This window comes from Cyclobacterium xiamenense, from assembly GCF_009467825.1.
Lineage (GTDB): Bacteria > Bacteroidota > Bacteroidia > Cytophagales > Cyclobacteriaceae > Cyclobacterium > Cyclobacterium xiamenense.
Genome location: NZ_WIOK01000006.1, coordinates 136,938 through 155,298, shown reverse-complemented (window position 1 = coordinate 155,298; position 18,361 = coordinate 136,938). Strand labels below are relative to the sequence as shown.

21 protein-coding genes are annotated in these 18,361 nt (G+C 49.5%); 4 read left to right on the top strand and 17 right to left on the bottom strand.

What is annotated here, in order from left to right; translation table 11 throughout:
• Positions 1 to 39: 39 nt before the first annotated feature.
• Entirely contained in the window at positions 40 to 1,158 is a 1,119-nt protein-coding gene (locus GCU44_RS06450; RefSeq protein ID WP_154855240.1) for an NAD(P)/FAD-dependent oxidoreductase, read from the bottom strand.
• 136 nt (positions 1,159 to 1,294) lie between these two features.
• Between GCU44_RS06450 and GCU44_RS06445 the strand changes: the two genes are divergently transcribed.
• A complete protein-coding gene (locus tag GCU44_RS06445; protein WP_154855238.1) occupies positions 1,295 to 3,814 on the top strand; it encodes a zinc-dependent metalloprotease in 2,520 nt (839 codons plus the stop codon).
• Between the two features lie 101 nt (positions 3,815 to 3,915).
• Here GCU44_RS06445 and GCU44_RS06440 read toward each other — a convergent pair whose 3' ends face one another.
• The 4 genes from GCU44_RS06440 to GCU44_RS06425 all read right to left on the bottom strand — a co-directional run bounded on the left by GCU44_RS06440 (position 3,916) and on the right by GCU44_RS06425 (position 7,423).
• Positions 3,916 to 4,125, bottom strand: coding sequence for a YgaP family membrane protein (locus tag GCU44_RS06440; protein ID WP_154855236.1), 210 nt, complete (start codon positions 4,123 to 4,125; stop codon positions 3,916 to 3,918).
• A gap of 235 nt (positions 4,126 to 4,360) precedes the next feature.
• The gene (locus GCU44_RS06435; protein WP_154855234.1) at positions 4,361 to 5,569 is read right to left on the bottom strand and encodes a bifunctional alpha/beta hydrolase/OsmC family protein; all 1,209 of its coding nucleotides are present in this window, start codon (positions 5,567 to 5,569) and stop codon (positions 4,361 to 4,363) included.
• A 293-nt stretch (positions 5,570 to 5,862) separates the two neighbouring features.
• The gene (locus tag GCU44_RS06430) at positions 5,863 to 6,402 is read right to left on the bottom strand and encodes a carboxymuconolactone decarboxylase family protein (RefSeq protein WP_154855232.1); all 540 of its coding nucleotides are present in this window, start codon (positions 6,400 to 6,402) and stop codon (positions 5,863 to 5,865) included.
• A 154-nt stretch (positions 6,403 to 6,556) separates the two neighbouring features.
• Positions 6,557 to 7,423, bottom strand: coding sequence for an alpha/beta fold hydrolase (locus GCU44_RS06425; RefSeq protein WP_154855230.1), 867 nt, complete (start codon positions 7,421 to 7,423; stop codon positions 6,557 to 6,559).
• Positions 7,424 to 7,681: 258 nt separating this feature from the next.
• On the opposite strand from GCU44_RS06425, the gene GCU44_RS06420 reads away from it, so the two are divergent.
• The 3 genes from GCU44_RS06420 (at position 7,682) to GCU44_RS06410 (ending at position 9,717) form a co-directional block, all read left to right on the top strand.
• Positions 7,682 to 8,197 (top strand): DinB family protein, encoded by a 516-nt coding sequence (locus GCU44_RS06420; RefSeq protein ID WP_154855228.1) that lies wholly within the window; start codon positions 7,682 to 7,684, stop codon positions 8,195 to 8,197.
• Positions 8,198 to 8,269: 72 nt separating this feature from the next.
• Positions 8,270 to 8,770 (top strand): rhodanese-like domain-containing protein, encoded by a 501-nt coding sequence (locus GCU44_RS06415; protein WP_154855226.1) that lies wholly within the window; start codon positions 8,270 to 8,272, stop codon positions 8,768 to 8,770.
• Positions 8,771 to 8,964: 194 nt separating this feature from the next.
• Positions 8,965 to 9,717 (top strand): DUF547 domain-containing protein, encoded by a 753-nt coding sequence (locus GCU44_RS06410; RefSeq protein WP_154855224.1) that lies wholly within the window; start codon positions 8,965 to 8,967, stop codon positions 9,715 to 9,717.
• Between the two features lie 19 nt (positions 9,718 to 9,736).
• On the opposite strand, the gene GCU44_RS06405 is transcribed toward GCU44_RS06410, so the two are convergent.
• From GCU44_RS06405 to GCU44_RS23110, 12 genes are all read right to left on the bottom strand, one after another.
• On the bottom strand, positions 9,737 to 11,017 hold the full coding sequence (locus GCU44_RS06405) for a mandelate racemase/muconate lactonizing enzyme family protein (RefSeq protein WP_154855222.1): 1,281 nt from the start codon (positions 11,015 to 11,017) through the stop codon (positions 9,737 to 9,739).
• A 192-nt stretch (positions 11,018 to 11,209) separates the two neighbouring features.
• Positions 11,210 to 12,067: an AraC family transcriptional regulator gene (locus GCU44_RS06400; RefSeq protein ID WP_154855220.1), complete on the bottom strand. Its 858-nt coding sequence runs from the start codon at positions 12,065 to 12,067 to the stop codon at positions 11,210 to 11,212.
• 10 nt (positions 12,068 to 12,077) lie between these two features.
• The gene (locus GCU44_RS06395; protein WP_154855218.1) at positions 12,078 to 12,641 is read right to left on the bottom strand and encodes a hypothetical protein; all 564 of its coding nucleotides are present in this window, start codon (positions 12,639 to 12,641) and stop codon (positions 12,078 to 12,080) included.
• Between the two features lie 3 nt (positions 12,642 to 12,644).
• The gene (locus GCU44_RS06390) at positions 12,645 to 13,160 is read right to left on the bottom strand and encodes a hypothetical protein (RefSeq protein WP_154855216.1); all 516 of its coding nucleotides are present in this window, start codon (positions 13,158 to 13,160) and stop codon (positions 12,645 to 12,647) included.
• Positions 13,161 to 13,164: 4 nt separating this feature from the next.
• The gene (locus GCU44_RS06385; protein ID WP_154855214.1) at positions 13,165 to 13,671 is read right to left on the bottom strand and encodes a DUF4833 domain-containing protein; all 507 of its coding nucleotides are present in this window, start codon (positions 13,669 to 13,671) and stop codon (positions 13,165 to 13,167) included.
• A gap of 75 nt (positions 13,672 to 13,746) precedes the next feature.
• Positions 13,747 to 14,778 carry a hypothetical protein gene (locus tag GCU44_RS06380; RefSeq protein WP_154855212.1) on the bottom strand — a complete coding sequence of 344 codons (1,032 nt, stop codon included), beginning with the start codon at positions 14,776 to 14,778 and terminating at the stop codon, positions 13,747 to 13,749.
• An 8-nt stretch (positions 14,779 to 14,786) separates the two neighbouring features.
• Positions 14,787 to 15,887, bottom strand: coding sequence for a BamA/TamA family outer membrane protein (locus GCU44_RS06375; protein ID WP_154855210.1), 1,101 nt, complete (start codon positions 15,885 to 15,887; stop codon positions 14,787 to 14,789).
• 9 nt (positions 15,888 to 15,896) lie between these two features.
• On the bottom strand, positions 15,897 to 16,190 hold the full coding sequence (locus GCU44_RS06370; protein WP_154855208.1) for a polyketide synthase: 294 nt from the start codon (positions 16,188 to 16,190) through the stop codon (positions 15,897 to 15,899).
• A gap of 94 nt (positions 16,191 to 16,284) precedes the next feature.
• A complete protein-coding gene (locus GCU44_RS06365) occupies positions 16,285 to 16,824 on the bottom strand; it encodes a YceI family protein (RefSeq protein WP_154855206.1) in 540 nt (179 codons plus the stop codon).
• An 18-nt stretch (positions 16,825 to 16,842) separates the two neighbouring features.
• Positions 16,843 to 17,553: a hypothetical protein gene (locus GCU44_RS06360; protein ID WP_154855204.1), complete on the bottom strand. Its 711-nt coding sequence runs from the start codon at positions 17,551 to 17,553 to the stop codon at positions 16,843 to 16,845.
• Positions 17,554 to 17,573: 20 nt separating this feature from the next.
• Positions 17,574 to 18,188, bottom strand: a complete 615-nt coding sequence (locus GCU44_RS06355; protein WP_154855202.1) for a peroxiredoxin-like family protein — start codon at positions 18,186 to 18,188, stop codon at positions 17,574 to 17,576.
• Positions 18,189 to 18,191: 3 nt separating this feature from the next.
• A complete protein-coding gene (locus GCU44_RS23110; RefSeq protein ID WP_174238236.1) occupies positions 18,192 to 18,353 on the bottom strand; it encodes a hypothetical protein in 162 nt (53 codons plus the stop codon).
• Positions 18,354 to 18,361: the final 8 nt, after the last annotated feature.

Sequence of the window (18,361 nt, the reverse complement as noted above, 5' to 3'; positions counted from 1 at the left end):
TCCGTTCCCAGAGGCAGCCGGTACGTCGCTGGGAACGGTTTATTGAATGGGGGTCCCGTGAGTCTGCCGGATAAGTAGCCGGGAAACATAAGCGGATCTTTTTAGTAGGTTGACAGCCAGCGAAGAAACCAGCGGCGCCCCAAAAAGCTGCTGGATTTGCCTTCCAAGCTTCAGTCGGCCCTGAAAATACCGGTTCCAATTTTTCTGATAGGCTTCCTGAATTTCCTCCAGACGCTGGTTTTCCTGAAAGGCGTCTGCGACCAGTTTTGCCGTATGTATGGCGATGGCCATGCCGTTGCCGCAGAGGGGGGTGATCATTCCCGCCGCATCTCCCAGCATCAGGATCTGGTTTTCTACTGGCCGTTTGGTGGCAAAGCTGATTTCATTGATCACTTCCGGCCGTTCCCATAGAAAATGCGCGTTTTCAAATAGTTCGCGTATGTGGGGGTTTTCGTACAAGTACCGCTCCTCCATGGCACCGATACTTCCGGCGGTTTTTAATTGCTCCCTACTCCCCAGGTAGCAGAGGTTGAAATGGCCGTTTTCCACTTTATTTACACCCAGGTAGCCACCTTTGTAATTGTGCAAGGCCACCGTGCGGTCGTCCATGCCTTCGATCGCGACGTGGTATTTGATGCCCACGTAGGGGCTTCTTTTTTGAATGAAACTGCGGTTTAGTTTTTTATCGATTTTGGATCGCTTGCCGTAGGCACCCAGCACAAATGCCGCCGGCAAGGAGGTACCATCGTCCGTTTGAACTAGAAAGTGCCGCCTTTCCGCTACGTGCTGAATATCGGTAACCTGCGTTTTTTGCAAAAAACGCACCCCATTTTCCAGGCATTTTTGATAAAAATGGTAATCCAGCACGTACCGGCTGATACCGAATCCGCCAAGGTCAAGGGGGAAATCGGCGTGCATGCCATTGACCGCACTCAACCGAAATTGGTCGATATGGGGCGGATCGTATGCATAAGGGAACAGATCTTCCCGAATCAGGAAATCTTTTACTTCGTTGGAAACGTATTCTCCGCAAACGCGATGGAAGGGATAGGCCTTTTTTTCGATGACCAGGACGCGTTTTCCCTGCCTGGCTAACAAATAGGCGGCGGTCAATCCGGACAAGCCACCACCAACAATAATGATTTCATTTTCGAACATGTCTGTCTTTTAAACGCCCCAGTCCTGGGATGGTTTGAAAAAGGAAGATCTTATTTTAACAGTAGATTTCCATTCGGGATAAAGAAAGGAATTGAAAATAATCGATTAATTTCGTCTTTCCATTAAATCCATTGAAATGAAAAATACCAATTTTCGCCTGAAAACAGGTATCTCGCTTGGCCTATTGTTGAGTTTTTTCCTGAACCTGAGTTTGCTCACCGAAGCAGAAGCCCAGCGGAGGAAACGAACCTATCCGAAAGAGAAGGCTACGCAAGCGGAAGAATCAGAGGCGCCGAAAAAAGAGGTATCCAAGGACGGCTTGAAACCCTACAAAGAAGTGATCAAAGACGGTGCACATAGTCGAGAAGGCCTTTTTGACGTGCACCTGGTAGACGGTGCCTATTTTTACGAGATTCCGGAAGAAATGCTGGGTCGGGAAATGCTCATGGTGACCACCATTGCCAAAACGGCCTCGGGGATTGGCTACGGAGGAGAGCGTACGAATACCCAAATGCTGCGTTGGGACAAGAAGGACAAAAACCTGCTACTGCGGGTGGTTTCCTATTCGAATACTGCTTCCGACTCCCTCCCCATCTACGAAGCAGTAAGGAATTCCAACCTGGAGCCCATTTTATACCGATTTGATATCAAGTCGAAAGGGAAAGAGGAAAAGGGCTGGGTCATCGAAGTGACGGATCTTTTCTCCAAGGACGTCCCCGCCCTGGGTTTGCAAAAAAGCCGTCGTACGCAATACAAGGTTTCCCGGCTGGATACCGATCGTTCCTACATCGATACCATCCGTTCGTTCCCCATGAATATTGAGGCCCGGTACGTCCTCACCTACGCGGCCGCTGCGCCCCCGTCCAACGCCAGCACGGGCTTAATCACCGTAGAAATGAATAGCAGCATGGTGCTATTGCCGGAAGAGCCCATGATGCAGCGATTAGCGGACCAACGGGTAGGATGGTTCAGTACGCGGGTTACGGATTACGGACTGGATGCCCAAAAAGCAAGCAGGCGTACCTACCTGGACCGATGGCGGCTGGAAGTTAAGGAAGAGGACATGGAAAAATTCAAGGCCGGGGAATTGGTAGAACCGAAAAAACAAATTGTGTACTACATCGATCCGGCAACGCCAAAAAAATGGGTGCCCTACCTGAAAGCTGGTGTGGAGGACTGGAATGCAGCGTTTGAAGAAGCAGGCTTTAAAAACGCGATCGTGGCAAAGGATGCTCCCAGTCCGGAAGAGGATCCGGAATGGCACCCCGAAGACGCCCGCTACTCCGTGATACGCTATTTTGCCTCCGATATCCAAAATGCCTACGGCCCGCACGTTTCGGATCCACGTTCGGGTGAAATCATCGAATCGGACATCGGCTGGTACCACAATGTCATGAACCTGTTGCGCAATTGGTTTTTTGTACAAACCGCAGCAATCAATCCGGATGCCCGTGGTGTCGCGTTCAAAGACGAAGTAATGGGCAGGTTGATCCGGTTTGTTTCGGCTCACGAAGTGGGGCATACGCTTGGCCTTCCCCATAATTTTGCCTCTTCTTTCGCCTATCCGGTAGATTCCCTGCGGTCGGCAACCTTTACCCGGGAGTTTGGGACCGCCCCATCCATCATGGATTATGCCCGATTTAACTACATCGCCCAACCCGAAGACGAAGGTGTTCACCTGTACCCGGAAGTGGGTCCCTACGACAAGTACGCCATCGCCTGGGGCTACCGACCCATCCCGGAAGCCAAGACTCCAGAGGAAGAACAGGCGATACTGGATCAATGGATCCGCGAAAAACAAGGAGATCCCGTATACCGATACGGGCGCCAGGGTAACCCGTATGACCCGAGCACCCAAAGCGAAGACCTCGGTAACGATGCCATGAAGGCCTCTGCTTACGGTATTGAAAACCTGAAACGTATCGTCCCCAATTTGATCGAATGGACCGCAGAGGAAGACAAGCCGTTTAAAGATTACAGCGACCTGCAGGAGCTGTACGGTCAGGTCCTCGCCCAATTTAGCCGGTACATGGGCCACGTGCGCACCAATATTGGAGGGATTTACGAGGTGTACAAAGCCACAGGTCAGGAGGAGGAAGCCGTCTATACCCATGTGGACAAGGCCCGGCAAAAAGAAGCCATGGACTTTCTGGTGGGAGAGTTGTTTGCTACGCAGGACTGGTGGACCGATGAGGCGATTACCCGTAGGACGCAGGAATTTGGGATAGTCGACCGGATTCGAACCTTGCAAGTAACCACGCTCAATGGAATTTTGGAATGGGGTCGCCTGGGCAGGATCATCGAAAACGAGGCCCTCAACGGAGATGCCGCCTACGGCCTCCTGGAAATGATGGATGACCTGAGCGAGGGCATCTGGTCGGAACTAGCGAAGGGAGAATCAATCCATGTGTACCGGAGGAGTCTGCAGCGGGCACATTTGGAGCGATTGGAGTTCTTGCTGTCCGAAGACGAAAGCGGGCGGGCGGCTTCCTCGTTAAACGCTTCTCAATCGGATATTCGGCCGGCTGCTCGGGCCAGCTTGAAGAATTTACAACAACGGATCCAGCGAGCCATTCCCCGGACCAATGATCGGATGAGCAAGCTACATCTGGAGGATTGTCTCGAACGCATCAAAAAGATTCTTGACCCCTCCTAAGTAAAGGCTGCCTCCATCCGGAAGGCAGCCTTTCATTTTACCGGGTGACGAAGATACCCTTCCCGGGGTAATCGTTCCGGTCCTACCTGAAAAAGGATAGGCTAACTTTCTTTGGTAGCACAGGTTTTTATCCCGAAGAGGGTATACAGCGGACAGAAGCTTACCAAGCTGGTTAGCAGAAAGACGGCCGCTATGGCAATAAATACCAGCCCCAGGGTGGCCGAAACCGCACCGGTGAAATACAGGTAAAGGGCGACAATGGCGATTAGCGTCCGCAATACCCGGTCGATGGTTCCCATATTCTTTTTCATGACACAATGGATTTTTGGTTTTTATAAAGGTTTTGAATCTACCGGAAATGCCAGCAGTTGGTTGACTATCAGGTCGATTGTTAGCTAAATTTAGGCAATTCTTTCGGTGCATTTGTGTGACACCGATCACTTTCAGCGATCAATTGTTACCCTGCACTACCAATGGCCGGATAGTTGAACAGGGTGTCGGTACGATTTTGGTCAATACCGCAAGGGACCAAACCCGACTAACCCGTTATTTAAACCGGGTTTCGATGAGGATATCGTCTTCCAGTGTCCGGTGAACCGGACACTTATTGGCAATTTCCAGCAAGCGGTTACGCTGTGCCTCATCCAAATCTCCGCTGATGAGCAAGCTTCGGGTAAAGCGACTTACTTTGGAGTTTTTGTCTTCCACATGATCCCCATCTTTTCGGTGCACTTTATCGTGATCCAGATACACGTTCACCTCCTCTAGCGACCAGTTTTTCCGTTGGGCGTACATCTGCAAGGTCATGGCGGTACAGGTGCCCAGGGCTGCCATCAGTAAATCGTAGGGTGTAGGTCCCAGATTATCCCCGCCTACCGATTCCGGCTCATCGGCCAGCAGGTGATGGTAGGGGGTCTTAACCTCTGAAGTATACCCCTGCCCGGCTAGCCGAACGGCTACTTCGTGGCCCTTGGTATCGTTGGGCACCACCGGTGCCGGGATGTATTTTTTTGCCCAGGTGCTAATTATTTCACCCACGTACGCGCTATCAGTGGAGTTTGATAGCAGGTGATCGGCTCCGTCCAGGGAAACAAAACTTTTGGGATGGAAGGCATGTTCGTAGAGTCTTGCCGCATGCTGTAGGGCGACAACGGTGTCTTGTGGTGAATGAAGAATCAAAATGGGTTTTCTGAGTTGGGCCAGAAATGCACCCAGGTCCTTCTCCTGAAGATCCGCTACAAATGACTTATGGATGCGAAAACCCCTTCCGCCAATATTCACCCGGGAAGCGCCCTCTGTCTCGATTGCCTCTAAATGATCGTCAAACAGGTGGGCGATGTGTTTGGGGTCGGAAGGACTTCCGATGGTGACCAGCGCTTTGACCGTCGGCAGGGACCCGGCAGCGAAAATAGCGGCAGCTCCGCCAAAGGAGTGTCCAATCAATAGGGAAGGCGCCTGATAGCGCGCTTTCAAATAGTCCGAGGCATCTAGCAGATCGCTGATATTGGAAGAAAAGTTGGTGTTTTCAAAGCTACCTTTACTGCTTCCCAGTCCGGTGAAGTCCAGGCTCATGACGGCTACCCCCATTTGTGATAGGGTGTTGCAGATGTTTTGTACGGCGTTCAGGTTCTTGTTACACGTAAAACAATGGGCAAACAAGGCAAAAAACCTGGGATGCCGATCCAGTGGGTGGTAGATAAAGGCAGCGAGTTCGATTCCCTCCCTGTTTTTAAACTGTACGCGTTCTTTTTTCATGCGTGTATCGTTAATTCGGATTACAAAAAAGGAAATTCCGGACAAGTAAAAGGATGCTTTCCGGAATTTCCGTTGCTGTTTCCTTGTTTTCAAGTAAAACTGAGGTTTTTTTCCCGAATAGGAAACAAATTCCTGTGGATAATGACATTATACGCAACGACAACTACCCCATATCGCAAAAGCAAACCGATTACATCGAACACCACCGTACCGATAATGCCGGAGATGATTGTGTTCTTCCAACCAAATGGTTGCATAAGGAATGGATTTATGTGAGGATGCTCTTGGACGTATCACAAGGGGGCTGCTTCCGGAAAATCCACGGGAACGTTGGTCACGTTATGAAGCATATTGGTAATTGCTTTTTCGCCAATGGCGACAATGGTATCTACCAGGTTTTCCTTGGTATATCCGGCCTCAAAGAAATTTTCCAGAACCGTGTCATCTATTTTTCCGGCGTTTTCCATGATCGATTTGGCCAGCTTTGCCAGGGCATCGAATTTCGGATGAAACGCAGCGGTCCCTTTTCGTAGTTCCAGGATTTCCGCTTCGGAAAATCCATTCATTTTACCGATGGCCGTGTGCGCGGCGAGGCAATAGGTGCAGCCGTTTACCTGGCTAACCACCAAGTTGACGACCTCTTTTTCCTTGTTATTCAGACTGGTTTTGCCATTGGCAAATGCCGTATACCTGCCCAGGGCAGTGCCCGACAGCGCATAGGTGGCGTAAATGTTGGGGATGAATCCCACACCGGCTTCAATTTTCTCCAAAATGGCCTTGTTTTCGAGACTCACAGTTGATTTAGTTGGTACGTCAAATTTAATGGTACGCATGGTTTTCTGTTGTTTTGTTTTTTTGATGCGACAAAGTTGACGTAAAGGGAGGGCGGGAAAAATGACAATACCGCCCTTTCACTTGTCAATTATTCCCAAAAAATGAAATAGCGGTTAAAAAAGGCCAGGAAAATGGTACAAGAGGCGAAAACACTTAGGGAGTTTGGGTAGTATCTAGCGTTGAAACGAAGCGGATGATTTCATCAATCATTGTTTCCCGTTCGGTGAAGGGGATCAGGTGTCCTTTATTTTCGATGGTTTTTACTTCCAGCCATTCGCTGGGGATCTTTTTTTGCGAAAAGGTTACATTTCCGTAGGGAACCAGGCCGTCCGCATCCCCGTGGATATGCAGCACCGGTTTATGAATTCGGTGCCAATCGTCTATAAACGAATGTAATTCTTCTTCGTGGCTGTATTTTTCGTCTGCGGCTACCCGGAGGGATCGTGGTGCCATCCACCGGGTAGCGGGATACAGTGCCAGTTTGCCAAACCAGAGGTATTTTTCCTGCTCGGGGTCAATGGCCGGTGCAATCATCACTGTTCCGGCCAACCAGTCGGGGTTGTGAATGGCGATGTACCCGGAAATGGTGCCGCCAAAAGAATGCCCAATGGTGACCACGTTGTCGGTAATTCCGGATAGTTCCAGGATACGTTGGATGGCCTGGTACTGTTTTGGAATGGGCCGGTAGCTCCCGTATTCCGAGTACCCATATCCTGGGCGGTCTACAACAAGCAGGGAATAGGCCTCCCGCAAGCGCTCGTTTTTCAGGTAGGATAAAAACGAGGAGGAGGAGCCCGGCGCTCCGTGAATAAAAAGTAACACAGGCGCCTCGGGTTTTTCATGCTTGTACCAAAGCCAGCGAAGCGAATCGGAGGGGTCGTAATGAATCTCGTAGGCCAGTCCTTCTCTTGCCATGGTACGGTGGAGGGTTCGGTCACTTTCCCGGAACGAGAAGCAACCGGTGCAGATGCCAAGCAATGCGATGACAAAGCCTGCCAGGCAGACGCGTGGATTCCTCATGTGCTAGTTTTATTATTCGTTAACGGTGTTTTACCGGCTGTGGTTTTGCTTCACTTTGGCCTTTTGTATGCCGAATACCGATTCGGCGGGAAAAGGGCGCAGAAGGAGGAAAGCATCGTGAAGCACCCTGGAAAGGCAAATAGCACAATCCATTGGCTTTTCGGTAAATACGGCAGGTAAGATTTCATTTCTGAACCTGTGGAAATTGGTTTTTTCTTGAAAGTTCGGTTTATTGCATCCCAACAAACCCGCGGAAATATGGTGTTTCGATGGATGGTACTGCTATTGCTTATGACTGGAACAAATCTACCGGCGCAGGAATATTTTAGAATGCAGTATGCCGACGTCTGGCAACGAAACCTGAACTATTCGAAAGCCGTGGCGGAAGCCATGCCCGAGGCTGCTTATGATTTTAGACCTACGGACGAAGCCATGTCTTTTCAGGAACAATGGCTACACGTGGTGGATAATATCAGCATGCTGACTTCGCGCATCACCGGCGACCGAAAAACCTTTTACCGGAAAGAGGATGCTATCGGCTTCAAAAAAGCAGATGTAATGGATGCTCTGGATCGGGCAAATGCCTATGTGTTGGACTTGATCCAAAATGCCTCCGATTCCCTATTACATGAAGCGATAGAATTTGGGGGCGTGTCCATGACCAAGGAGAATATTTTTTACCTGTTGCGGGACCACCAGGCCCATCACCGGGCACAATGTTTGGTCTACCTTCGGATGAAGGACGTGCCGGCTCCTGGCTACGTTGGTTGGTAAATTTTTCGGTAAAAAAGGTGCTTTCTCCCATGATTTGATGAATTTTTGACAGGAGACCGATGTTTAAATTGCATGTACAGTTCCTTCCCACGAATACTCGGTTTTCTGGCCCTGGTTTTTTTTGCGGCTCCGGTTTTTTCTCAGAGCCTTCCCTTTAGGGCCTTGCTGAAGACCACGTACGACAAGGATTTTCCCCTGGTCTATCCCGAGCAAAAAGACCTGCTGGAGGATGCGGTGCTATTGGATACCCGGGAACGGGAAGAATTTGCTGTCAGTCATCTGCCTTCCGCCCGTTGGGTTGGCTACGAAACCTTTTCGATGGAAGCGGTGTCGGAAGTTTCCAAGGGTGACACCATCGTCGTCTATTGCTCCATTGGAGCCCGAAGTCAGGAAATTGGCAAAAAACTGAAAGCCGCCGGTTACCAACATGTGTACAACCTCTATGGAGGCATTTTTCACTGGGTCAATGAGGAGAATTCCGTCGTCACGCCGGATGCTGTACCGACGGAGCGGGTACATACCTATAATAAGGTGTGGGGCATGTGGCTAACTAAAGGGGAGAAAGTGTATTGAACGATAAAAAGCGTTGCGAAGCAGTGCCAATCTGGTCCAAAGATCAACGGCCCGTATTCGTGAGATAAAGATGATTGTGACAAGATCAGTGCAAGTAAAATACACCTCTTTCGTTACAGCCAAAATCGAATACCGGATTGGGTTATCAAAGACGTTGACTTTTGCGAAGCTGACCACCTATAAAACCGACTACCATGAAACTCCTCCTATTCGCCCTTTTTCTCGTTAATGTAGCCTGTGGAAATTCCCAGTTGGGTGGAGAGAATACGCGCCCGCCCGCTCACGCGTCCTGGGATGCCTTGCTGAGGCAATACGTAAATGAAAAAGGAATCGTGGATTACCCGGGATTTATTTCGGATCGGGTCAAACTGGAAGATTACCTGCAGCTGCTTGCACAAAACCCGCCGGATAGAAAGACCTGGTCGCAGCAGGAGCAACTTGCGTATTGGATCAATGCGTACAATGCCTTTACGATCAAATTGATCATCGATCACTACCCCGTAAAGAGTATTCGGGATATCGGCCCCTCGTTGGAAATTCCCCTGGTCAATACGGTCTGGCACCTGAAGTTTTTTGAGATTGGTGGGAAGCCGGCTAGCCTGGATGAAATCGAACACAAGATTTTGCGCAAGGAGTTTGCGGAACCCCGAATACATTTCGCGATTAATTGCGCTTCTGTATCCTGTCCTAAACTACTTAATCGTGCGTTTACGGCGGAAAACCTGGAAGCACAGCTGGAGGAGGCCGCGCGGGATTTTATCAACGATCCCGGTCGTAACAAACTTGACGTCCAACGTTCGGAGATTTCACCGATCTTTTCCTGGTTTAAGGAAGATTTTACCCGGAGGGGCAGCTTGGTGGATTTTCTGAATCGCTATGCGCGTATAGGATTAAAATCCACTACCAAAATTACGTTTAGTGCGTACGATTGGCGCCTGAACGAGTAAGGATTTTCAGGCCAGAAAATCAATAAATGCCTACGGATACTGCAGCAGTGACGATCGAAGGCGTTCTCAAGAAAGGAGATGGACGGCCCTGCTTATTCCGTATAGGCGCTTTTTTCATCATTCGTTCGTTGGGTATCAAGCCGATGCCCGGACGCTGTGGTACATACAAATAGCCGTCGCTGAATTCAAGTCCGTTTTCAAAATAGGGATCCAATCCCAGTTCTGGACGGGTGCCTGCGTATTCCTGAACCCGTGCGGGGTTGAAGGTGGAGGCGATGAAATGCAGGGAGGCAGCGGTGGCCAGTGTCGGGCGGGCATTGTGGCACATAATCTCCCGGTCAAAGGCCTGGGCCAGCGCCGAGATCTTTTTTAATTCACTGATTCCTCCCGCTTTGATCGCATCTAAATTCAGCACATCCGCTTGCCCCTCCGTGATCAATTGCCTGTAATCCCAGCGATTGAAATCGTGTTCTCCAGCGGCGATTTTTACGGGACTTACAGCCACGCATTTTTGCAGCCCCTGGTAATCTTTGTAGTGCACCGGTTCTTCCACCAGCGCCACGTTGTACCTTTCGTGCAAGGCCCGTATCAGCGGAATGGCTGCCCCAGAGGTGTAGCCGTTGTTAAAGTCCACAAACAGGGTTACCTGATCGCCGATGGCTGCTCGTACTGCCTCGGCAAACTTCAGGGTGGGGTCGGGATCCGGGTTTCGATCAAGGACCCGTATCTGCATGCGCAGCTTGACGGTATCGTATCCTTTTTCAACAAATCCGGCCGCAATGGCGGCAGCCTTTGCAGGGGAAATGCGTTTCTTACCACTACCTACTCCAAAGCTTCCGTAAACCTTGACTTTGTCGATTTTAGCGCCTCCCAGCAACTTATAGACCGGCAATTGAGTAAGCTTACCCTTTAGGTCCCAAAGGGCATTGTCGATGCCGGCGAGTGCACCCGACAAGGCACCCGACAGGCCAAGGTCTTCGTTTTGGTATAGAATCTCGTGCCATAGGTATTCGCTGTCAAACGGGTCCTGACCCAGTAAGATGGGTTTGGCCAATTGCTGGATGATTTGAGCGATTACCCGGGTGTTGTCGTGGTCTCCTTCACCCCAACCCGATACGCCGTCACTCGTGGTGATTTTTACAAAAAGTGCCTTGGGGTGAACAAAGGTCTCCACATCCGAAATGCGGGCGGACAATTGCGTACCAACGCGTTCTGCGGAACGACCAAATGCCGCTTCTCTGGATGCGGCAAAGCCCATGCCGGCAATCAGGCTTTGTTTAAGAAAGGTTTTCCGATTCATGGCTAATGAAAAGTTTATAGAATGGTATTATGTAAAAGTAGTTTTTCCTAACCGGGAAACAAATTTTTTTATTTTATTTAACAGGCTGATTTATAATGGAATGGCACCCAGGTTCCCTACACGGAATGCACGAAAGCTATCTGGCATAGCGTCAAAAAAGAGCCATTGGCTACTATTGGATGCCCTTGGGTTTTATTTAAACGCATAGGTAGAAAACTGCTCCCGAAATTGCCGGGGAGGCAGCTTGGTTTGTTTTTTAAAAAAGCGGTTGAATTGCGAGGGGTCTTCGAACCCCAGCTCCCAGCCAATCTCTTTGGAAGACTTTTCGGTATACAATAAAAGGCGCTTTGCTTCCAGAGCAATGCGGCCGTGAATGATTTCCAGCGGACTTTTGTCGCCTTGCTGGGCAAAAATATTGGCGAGGGTTTTTGGAGCGCGGTGCATCAGGTCTGCATAATCGTTTACCTGATGGTAGGTTTTGAAATGCTCCTCCACTAGTACATTGAAATGGCGGATCAATTCCAGTTCGTTCTCCGGAAGCTTCCGTTTGATTAGTTGCTTCCGCGCCAGTCGGGAAATCCGGATGATAAATCGCTTGAGAAGCAAACGAAGCATCTCCTCCTGGTTTTGGTCACGGGTATCGAATTCTTCCTGGAGTACGCTTACCAAGGTACGAAGCCGGCCGATTTCCGCGTCGTCTAATTCGACCATGGGGGTATAATTGGAACCGAAAAAAAGAAAGCCGTTGCAAGAAACTTCGGAATCGTGTGTATGGACGCAGTAAAAGCCCCGGTTAAACGCAAGCAAAAGCACTTCGGGAGCGCATTGCTTCTGGAGTACAGTAATTTTTTGAAGGTAGGTACAGCTCAATAGGCGATTTGCCTCGAGTACAATGGGTTGCTCGTCTACCAACAGATGCATGGGCAATCCGCCGTAATTCCAGATAAATTTCAGGTGTTTCTCGGTTTCTTTGAGTAGGACGGCGAAATCGTTGCCGTCGGCAAGATGGAAACTTCCGTCTAACGAGTCGATTTCAAAGATTTTGTGCATGACAGGATCTTTAAAAAGCCAAGCCTATCGTCAGCCCAATCCGTACATCATTTTTGTAGCCCTCATTGAGGGCATGCGCCGCTCCGGCAGGATCGGTGACTTCTGTGGACGTTAGCGGCAGGCCGTAGCCCAGAAACCCAGAAACTGCCAGTCGTTTGTAGTTGTACCGGTACCCGGCGTTCAGTCCGGAAAAAAGTGCCGTGTAGCGATGTAGTACAGGATTACCGCTGTTGGTAGCTTCTTCTCCCCAGCGATACTTGGCATACAAACCGGCAAAAAGGCCACTTGCCAGTTTTTCCTCGGAAAAGAAATAGTACCGGTATTCCAGGGCAATGGAATTGACCTGCTGGTCTTTTTCCTCGCTCAGTTGGTTGAGACGGTGCTCGAGTCCAAGCCATATTCCGCGATTTCTGAAACTATGCTCATACCCAAGCACGAGGTTTTCCGCAGGAAGCCCCAAGGAGTTGATACCGATCCGGTTTTTATAGGAGGGTCCGTCTTGTGAAAATGAGTTGGTAGGGAACAAACCCACTGCGGAAACGATTAAAAATAGCCATATAAGGGTATAATTCATTATTTAGGAGGATTCAGGGTTGCGCTGCATGCGGAATTTAATGGTGGAAGGTGCGACGCCAAAATGGGGGTCGATGAGATGGGATATTCCCTGCTCGAACAGGCCGATTTTTATCAATGCCTGATGATGTATGCTGTGCTCCAAACAATAGGCAAGTTCGCGCTGAAAGGAAGACGGAATGGTGCAGGTTTTATCCGCGTTGACGGCATAGGCGGCTACCAGGCTAACCTCTCCGGTAATAGGGGCCGATTCCAGCCAACGCCCCACCTGACGAATCAACGCGATGGCTGCCCGGGGGTCTTGCTCCAGTAGTAGGGTACGTTTTCGAAGATCGTAGTTTATTGCCCCACCCTCGCGGAATGCCTGTGACAAGCAGGTATAAAACTCTAGGATGTGTCGGATATGTTGGCCAATAGATGCGCCGGAAAGGTAGTAGGAAGGGAATTGGTAGTGTTCTGCACTCAGTTTCTCCAGCAAGGAGGCGATGCTATCAAGGTTTTCCTTACATTCGTGTTGCATGGGCTTAGGGGTTAAAGGTTTCTTTGATACGGGTATTGGCCAATTCATGAAATCCCATTACAGCTACCTCGGTGATGTTGGGTTTCCAGAAGGAACCGCCGTCGATTTCCAGGTAAATGTGTCTGATTTTCATCACGCGCTCGTTGATTTTGGCAAAAACACTGTAATTCCCGAAATGGTCTTTTTTTAGCGTGAATATTTTTTTATCATACGATACAAATTTGAAGGTCAACCGATCCCCTTCGTGGGAGAGAATTTCAACGTCGTAACCAAAATTTTTTTTGATCCAGTTGACCGGTACCAGTTGACCGGTTTTTTCATTGTCCAGCCACTTGAGACTGATTGGATTTTCTTTTCGAAGCAATCCATTTTCGTCCAGGTGAAGGAAATAGACTATCTGATCTTCGTTCAGACTGCGCTCGATGGTAAAGAGGATCAACGACTCTTGTGCCGATACCTGCGTGAGCATCAAAAAACCCAGGATGCCTAAGCCATTACGTATGCCATTCATGACGCTTGTACGTTTAATTTACACGATAAGAGTCGTCCCTTCCGACAAATCCTGACAAAAATTTAATAAAAAAATTTATTTCCTATTCTTCCAGACTTTAAAATGCTTCCAGGCTTGCTTTAGCGTAGCCGGTTTGATACCCAATTTTCTATTCTGCAGACTAATGGTGTAAATGAGTTGCCAATGGCGCAAAAGTGTCCGAACGCCTGTAAAAAACCGGGCATTGGGATCGTAAATATGTGCTGGCTCTGCATTAACTCCGTTTACCTCAAGAATTTTGATCCCTTCGGCGTTAGTGAATGCGACTTTGGACGGAGCTTTCAAATCAAATCTCCCATAGTGAAAATTCGGCAGCCGATAGCTTAAGGCATCAAAAAAATTCAGTAATTCCGAGCTAATCAGCCGATTTCCATCCAGAAAGGTGGTGCCTCGGTTGTGATTTCCGATGGGCTCCAGGATCTTTTTGGTTCCGGCTGGCAAAATTTCCGATGCATCCATATCCGATCGGTTAAGCAAGGCCTTGGCTACCAGTCGGGCCCGTGGAATGCGGAAAATGAGCTCTTCCACGGATGACAGGCCATCGCCGGTAACCGTCAAAAAGGCCTTTACGACCAAGGAAGGAATGGCTCCCGATGCTTCCTCGGGAAGGCGGTAATAAAATACGCCGGCCTCAAACGGGCTCTCAATGTATTCCTGCACCAGAAAATCCACCTGAGATTCCTGCAGGTATGCCGCCAGTTGTTTTGCATTCCGTAACAGGGCCACCCCCCTGCCCCGCTCGCCCCGGTCGGGTTTGGCAATCAGGGGGTAATCCAGTTTTTTTTCAGCGATTCGCGATTGTACCAGTGCCCAGGGACTGTTGGCAGCTACATAGAGTGTAATGGGTTTGAATGTGTCGGGGATTGATTTGAGTTGCTTGTATTTGCTGCAATTGTACAGCCCCCCCATTTCCATTTCCGGATTGGTGGCGGTAAAGAAAAAGAAACTCCGGGCTTTGATAGACAGAAAGAGGTAATAAAAAAACACCGGAAAATAAATGACCCAGGTAGGCCAGTATTCCCAATGGAGTAATTTGGTGGCAAAGGTGGAGCGGTTTGCGCAGCGCATGGTTGATTTTAAAAGGATTCTGCAAAATAAATATAAAAACCGGTAGAATCCGGGGTGATGCTGTAATCAAACCGAACATTGGTTCGGTCCTTTTTGCTAACACGTACACGTAATCCGGCCCCCACTGCCGGGTGCACGTTCTGGAGCAGGTCGGTTCGTATGTCCGGATACACCCTTCCCACCGACCCAAAGACGACGAATCCAAAACGGCCGATTACCTCCTGCCGAAATTCGGACTGTAGGATCATCAGGTGCTTGTCCCGAAATCGGCCCTGGTAATAGCCTCGATGTAGCAAAGGACCACCCAGGGTAGGCAGGACCCGGTAGGGAACTGCCCCCAGGGAGAATTGCGCGACAAATTGGTTGGCCCAGGTCGATCGTTCTCCCAATTTCCAATAATCCCGGATATCCAGGGAAGCCAGTCCAAAATAGACCGGGTTTTCATTGGCTTTACCCAGGCCAAATACGGGTGTAAATTCCAAATAACTTCCAGTCGATGGGGCAAGGATATGATCCCGGCGATCCCACATAAAGGAAGGCCCCAGGCTCAGGTACGAATAACCCATTTCTCCCGTTTCGGGGATGATGTCATCAAAAAGGGGTTCGTTTTCAGGAATTTCCGGCAACAGCCATTGTGCCTGCAGTGCTATCCCGAGGTAGGTGTCGTTTTCGAGTTTACTGTAGCTCTTACTGCTCAGCGTGAAGGCTGAAAATTCGTACAGCGCTCGCTGGGCTTCCGCTGTATCGTTTCCCAACCCGTAATAGTATTCGGGAAATTTTCGGTAGTCCAGGCTACCGTTTAAAAAGAACCGGTCATCGGCCGTGTATACCTGCCAGGGAACGGTGAGGAGGTATTGCCGATTTTGGGTATAGGTGGCAAAGAGCCGGATATTGGATTTTCTATGACTCCCTTTTGAATAATAGCTGTAGAAGGCAAAGGCTTCAAAAGCAATGCGGGTTTCTGGCGTGTAATAGGCCAGGGGTAGCGCTTTGAAAAGGGTGCTGTCTTCTTCGGCTTCCTGAGCCAAAGCCGGGTGTAAGCCACTTGCCAGTAGCAGGAGGCAGATGGCCAGGCAAACCCGTTTCGCTATGTTACCGTGTGGTGGCAAGCTTTGGTGTCATTTTTTTGGATCGTGTAGCCGGATTAAGGCGCTTTCCAGGCTTACTCCCGGGCCAAAAGCAGCGGCGTAAATGGACTTGGAAACTGCTGCTCCGTCGGTATTCGCGTAGCGGAGCATTCGTTCCAAAACAAATTGGATGGTGACAAAGGACATGTTGCCGTATTGGGCCAGGGTTTCGTGACTGTGTCGCAGTTGATCAGTGGAAAGGGCCGGGGCTTTTTCAAACGCGGTTAACATATTTTTTCCTCCCGTATGAATCCATTCATTTTTGTGATCCTTTTTTATCCGCATGCCTTACTTCGTAGATACCGGCCATCCGGTCGATGGATACCGAATGCGTTCCGGGAACGGAGACTATGGAAAGAATTTTTGCCATCAATTATGGTTAGTTTTCGACGTAAAGGTCCAGGTACACATCGTCGGACATGACCCAACTGCTACCTCCCACACCAAAGTCCCTCCGGTCAAGTTCTCCTGAAATGGAGAATTGGGTTTTTCCGCCAACTTCCTTCATTGCTACGGCCAATTCGACGGGAAGGGTTTTTCCCTTGATGGTCAAATCGCCTTTTACCGTCAGGCGGCTGGGATCGGGGGAGCTTACGCTGGTAGACTGAAAGGTAATGGTCGGGTATTTTTCCACATGAAAATACGCTTCCTGGCGCAGGTGATCGTCTCGTTTATTGATACCCGTATTGATGGAATTTGCCTGAATGGTTGCCGAGAATCTGCTGCTTGCCGGTTGAGCCTTGTTGTAATCCACCGTGGTGGTGAAGGAGTCAAACTGGCCTTCTACGGTTAGTCCCAGGTTTCGAATGGTAAATTTGATGAACGATTCTTCCTGCGTTCCTTCCCATGTGGCATGGGTTTCCCGGGGTTCCGGCGTTGCTATCCAGAACCAAAGCAATACAAGTAGTGTGATTTTCATGGTACTTACCGTTTCGGTTTATTTTGTGAATGGATTGTAGGAGATAGCCAGGAACACCAGTACCGGTTTTGCTCGAAAGCGATCGTTTGCATTGGTGAGCTCCTGAGCGGTGGTGTATTCCGAAAAGGTCATGTCCATCCCTCCCCTGAGCCAGGTTTTTTCGGAGAGCGCATAGGCAATGTAAAATTCCGACTTGAGCTGCCCAAGATCGTTGTCGCCGACCAAGAGTAAGTTAAAGGAGGACGGGGAGGATTCCAGCGTTTGGGGATACTGGCCGGTATTTTCGGAGGAAATAAAGGTGGCATCATTGCTGGACCCAAATCCCAATCCGATTACATCTATGTTGAATCCCAGTTTGAATTTGGAACTGAACTGGTACTGCAAATTTATCAGGGCACTCAAGCCCATGGTGTGGGGACTGTTCACCAGCAGGGTATCGATCGTGGTATCGTCGCCGGTAAGGTCCGCGGGGGCCGTGATGTAGTTCAGGTCACTTCCCGTAAATCCGGAAAACCGCAGGCCGTATCCCAGCCGAAATTTATTGGTGGAAAACATCCCGTAGCTGGTGTTCCAGGACAGTGCGTAGGAGAAGCTGCTATTTTCGCCCATGCCCAAGGCCAGGTCAATGTTGGATTCTTTTTTTGGCAGGGAAGTCGTTTGAGCCTGCACGCATGTGACTGCGAGGAAGAACGCAGTGAGGAACAAGTAGAATTTCAATAGATTTTTCATGGTTGATTGTTGATTATTGGTTAGCGTAGTTGAAGTGCTTCGGCGATATCCCCGGCCGAGGCACGGTTTTTATAATTTGGATCCACGTGCCTCCAGGTTATTTTTCCCGGAGCTTCGATGATGTACGTGGCTGGGATGGGCAAACGTGCGGTTTCATCGGCGATCGTTTTATTTCCGGAGAAGCGTCCGGTTTTTGTCTTCACCGGCTTTTCTGGCAAATACGCCACAGCAAACTTTTCGGCAATTTGATTTCCTTCGTCGTGCAGCAGGGTAAAACTGGCCCCGGTCTTTTTGATGGTTTTCTCCATTAGCTCGGGCTTTTCCGGTGACACGGCGATTACCCGGGCGCCTTCCTGGTAAATCAACTCCAGTTCGGCCTCCAGTTCGCTCAAATGCCGGTTGCAAACCGGGCACCAATTGCCCCGGTAGAAAAACAGCACCACCGGACCATCGACCAGTGCCTCGAACAGGTCAAACGCGTTTCCATCCTGATCATAGGCGGCGAAATTCTCAACGGTGGCGCCCAGTGGCAACCCTGTTGCCGCTTCGATGGAATTGATAGTTCCCTGCGCGCGTAGCGCAGGATAGCCGGTAAGAACTGAACATAGTATCAATAGAAGTCGAAAGATGTGCATGGGTTATTTATCAAAATTCTTGTGCTGCCCTTCTTTAAAGAAAACAAATGCTAGAGCTAGAAAGCCTATTCCTGTCAATGCGGGTGGAATCATAAAATTCCCAATACCCATTACGATCAAGACGATAGCAAGCAGGGACAATAGGATAGCGACTAATTTTTTCATGGTTTTAC

Excerpts from the sequence above, each read along its gene's own strand:
- GCU44_RS06450 (WP_154855240.1), bottom strand. The coding sequence starts at position 1,158 with ATGTTCGAAAATGAAATCATTATTGTTGGTGGTGGCTTGTCCGGATTG.
- GCU44_RS06445 (WP_154855238.1), top strand. The coding sequence starts at position 1,295 with ATGAAAAATACCAATTTTCGCCTGAAAACAGGTATCTCGCTTGGCCTA.
- GCU44_RS06440 (WP_154855236.1), bottom strand. The coding sequence starts at position 4,125 with ATGAAAAAGAATATGGGAACCATCGACCGGGTATTGCGGACGCTAATC.
- GCU44_RS06435 (WP_154855234.1), bottom strand. The coding sequence starts at position 5,569 with ATGAAAAAAGAACGCGTACAGTTTAAAAACAGGGAGGGAATCGAACTC.
- GCU44_RS06430 (WP_154855232.1), bottom strand. The coding sequence starts at position 6,402 with ATGCGTACCATTAAATTTGACGTACCAACTAAATCAACTGTGAGTCTC.
- GCU44_RS06425 (WP_154855230.1), bottom strand. The coding sequence starts at position 7,423 with ATGAGGAATCCACGCGTCTGCCTGGCAGGCTTTGTCATCGCATTGCTT.
- GCU44_RS06420 (WP_154855228.1), top strand. The coding sequence starts at position 7,682 with ATGGTGTTTCGATGGATGGTACTGCTATTGCTTATGACTGGAACAAAT.
- GCU44_RS06415 (WP_154855226.1), top strand. The coding sequence starts at position 8,270 with ATGTACAGTTCCTTCCCACGAATACTCGGTTTTCTGGCCCTGGTTTTT.
- GCU44_RS06410 (WP_154855224.1), top strand. The coding sequence starts at position 8,965 with ATGAAACTCCTCCTATTCGCCCTTTTTCTCGTTAATGTAGCCTGTGGA.
- GCU44_RS06405 (WP_154855222.1), bottom strand. The coding sequence starts at position 11,017 with ATGAATCGGAAAACCTTTCTTAAACAAAGCCTGATTGCCGGCATGGGC.
- GCU44_RS06400 (WP_154855220.1), bottom strand. The coding sequence starts at position 12,067 with ATGCACAAAATCTTTGAAATCGACTCGTTAGACGGAAGTTTCCATCTT.
- GCU44_RS06395 (WP_154855218.1), bottom strand. The coding sequence starts at position 12,641 with ATGAATTATACCCTTATATGGCTATTTTTAATCGTTTCCGCAGTGGGT.
- GCU44_RS06390 (WP_154855216.1), bottom strand. The coding sequence starts at position 13,160 with ATGCAACACGAATGTAAGGAAAACCTTGATAGCATCGCCTCCTTGCTG.
- GCU44_RS06385 (WP_154855214.1), bottom strand. The coding sequence starts at position 13,671 with ATGAATGGCATACGTAATGGCTTAGGCATCCTGGGTTTTTTGATGCTC.
- GCU44_RS06380 (WP_154855212.1), bottom strand. The coding sequence starts at position 14,778 with ATGCGCTGCGCAAACCGCTCCACCTTTGCCACCAAATTACTCCATTGG.
- GCU44_RS06370 (WP_154855208.1), bottom strand. The coding sequence starts at position 16,190 with ATGCGGATAAAAAAGGATCACAAAAATGAATGGATTCATACGGGAGGA.
- GCU44_RS06365 (WP_154855206.1), bottom strand. The coding sequence starts at position 16,824 with ATGAAAATCACACTACTTGTATTGCTTTGGTTCTGGATAGCAACGCCG.
- GCU44_RS06360 (WP_154855204.1), bottom strand. The coding sequence starts at position 17,553 with ATGAAAAATCTATTGAAATTCTACTTGTTCCTCACTGCGTTCTTCCTC.
- GCU44_RS06355 (WP_154855202.1), bottom strand. The coding sequence starts at position 18,188 with ATGCACATCTTTCGACTTCTATTGATACTATGTTCAGTTCTTACCGGC.
- GCU44_RS23110 (WP_174238236.1), bottom strand. The coding sequence starts at position 18,353 with ATGAAAAAATTAGTCGCTATCCTATTGTCCCTGCTTGCTATCGTCTTG.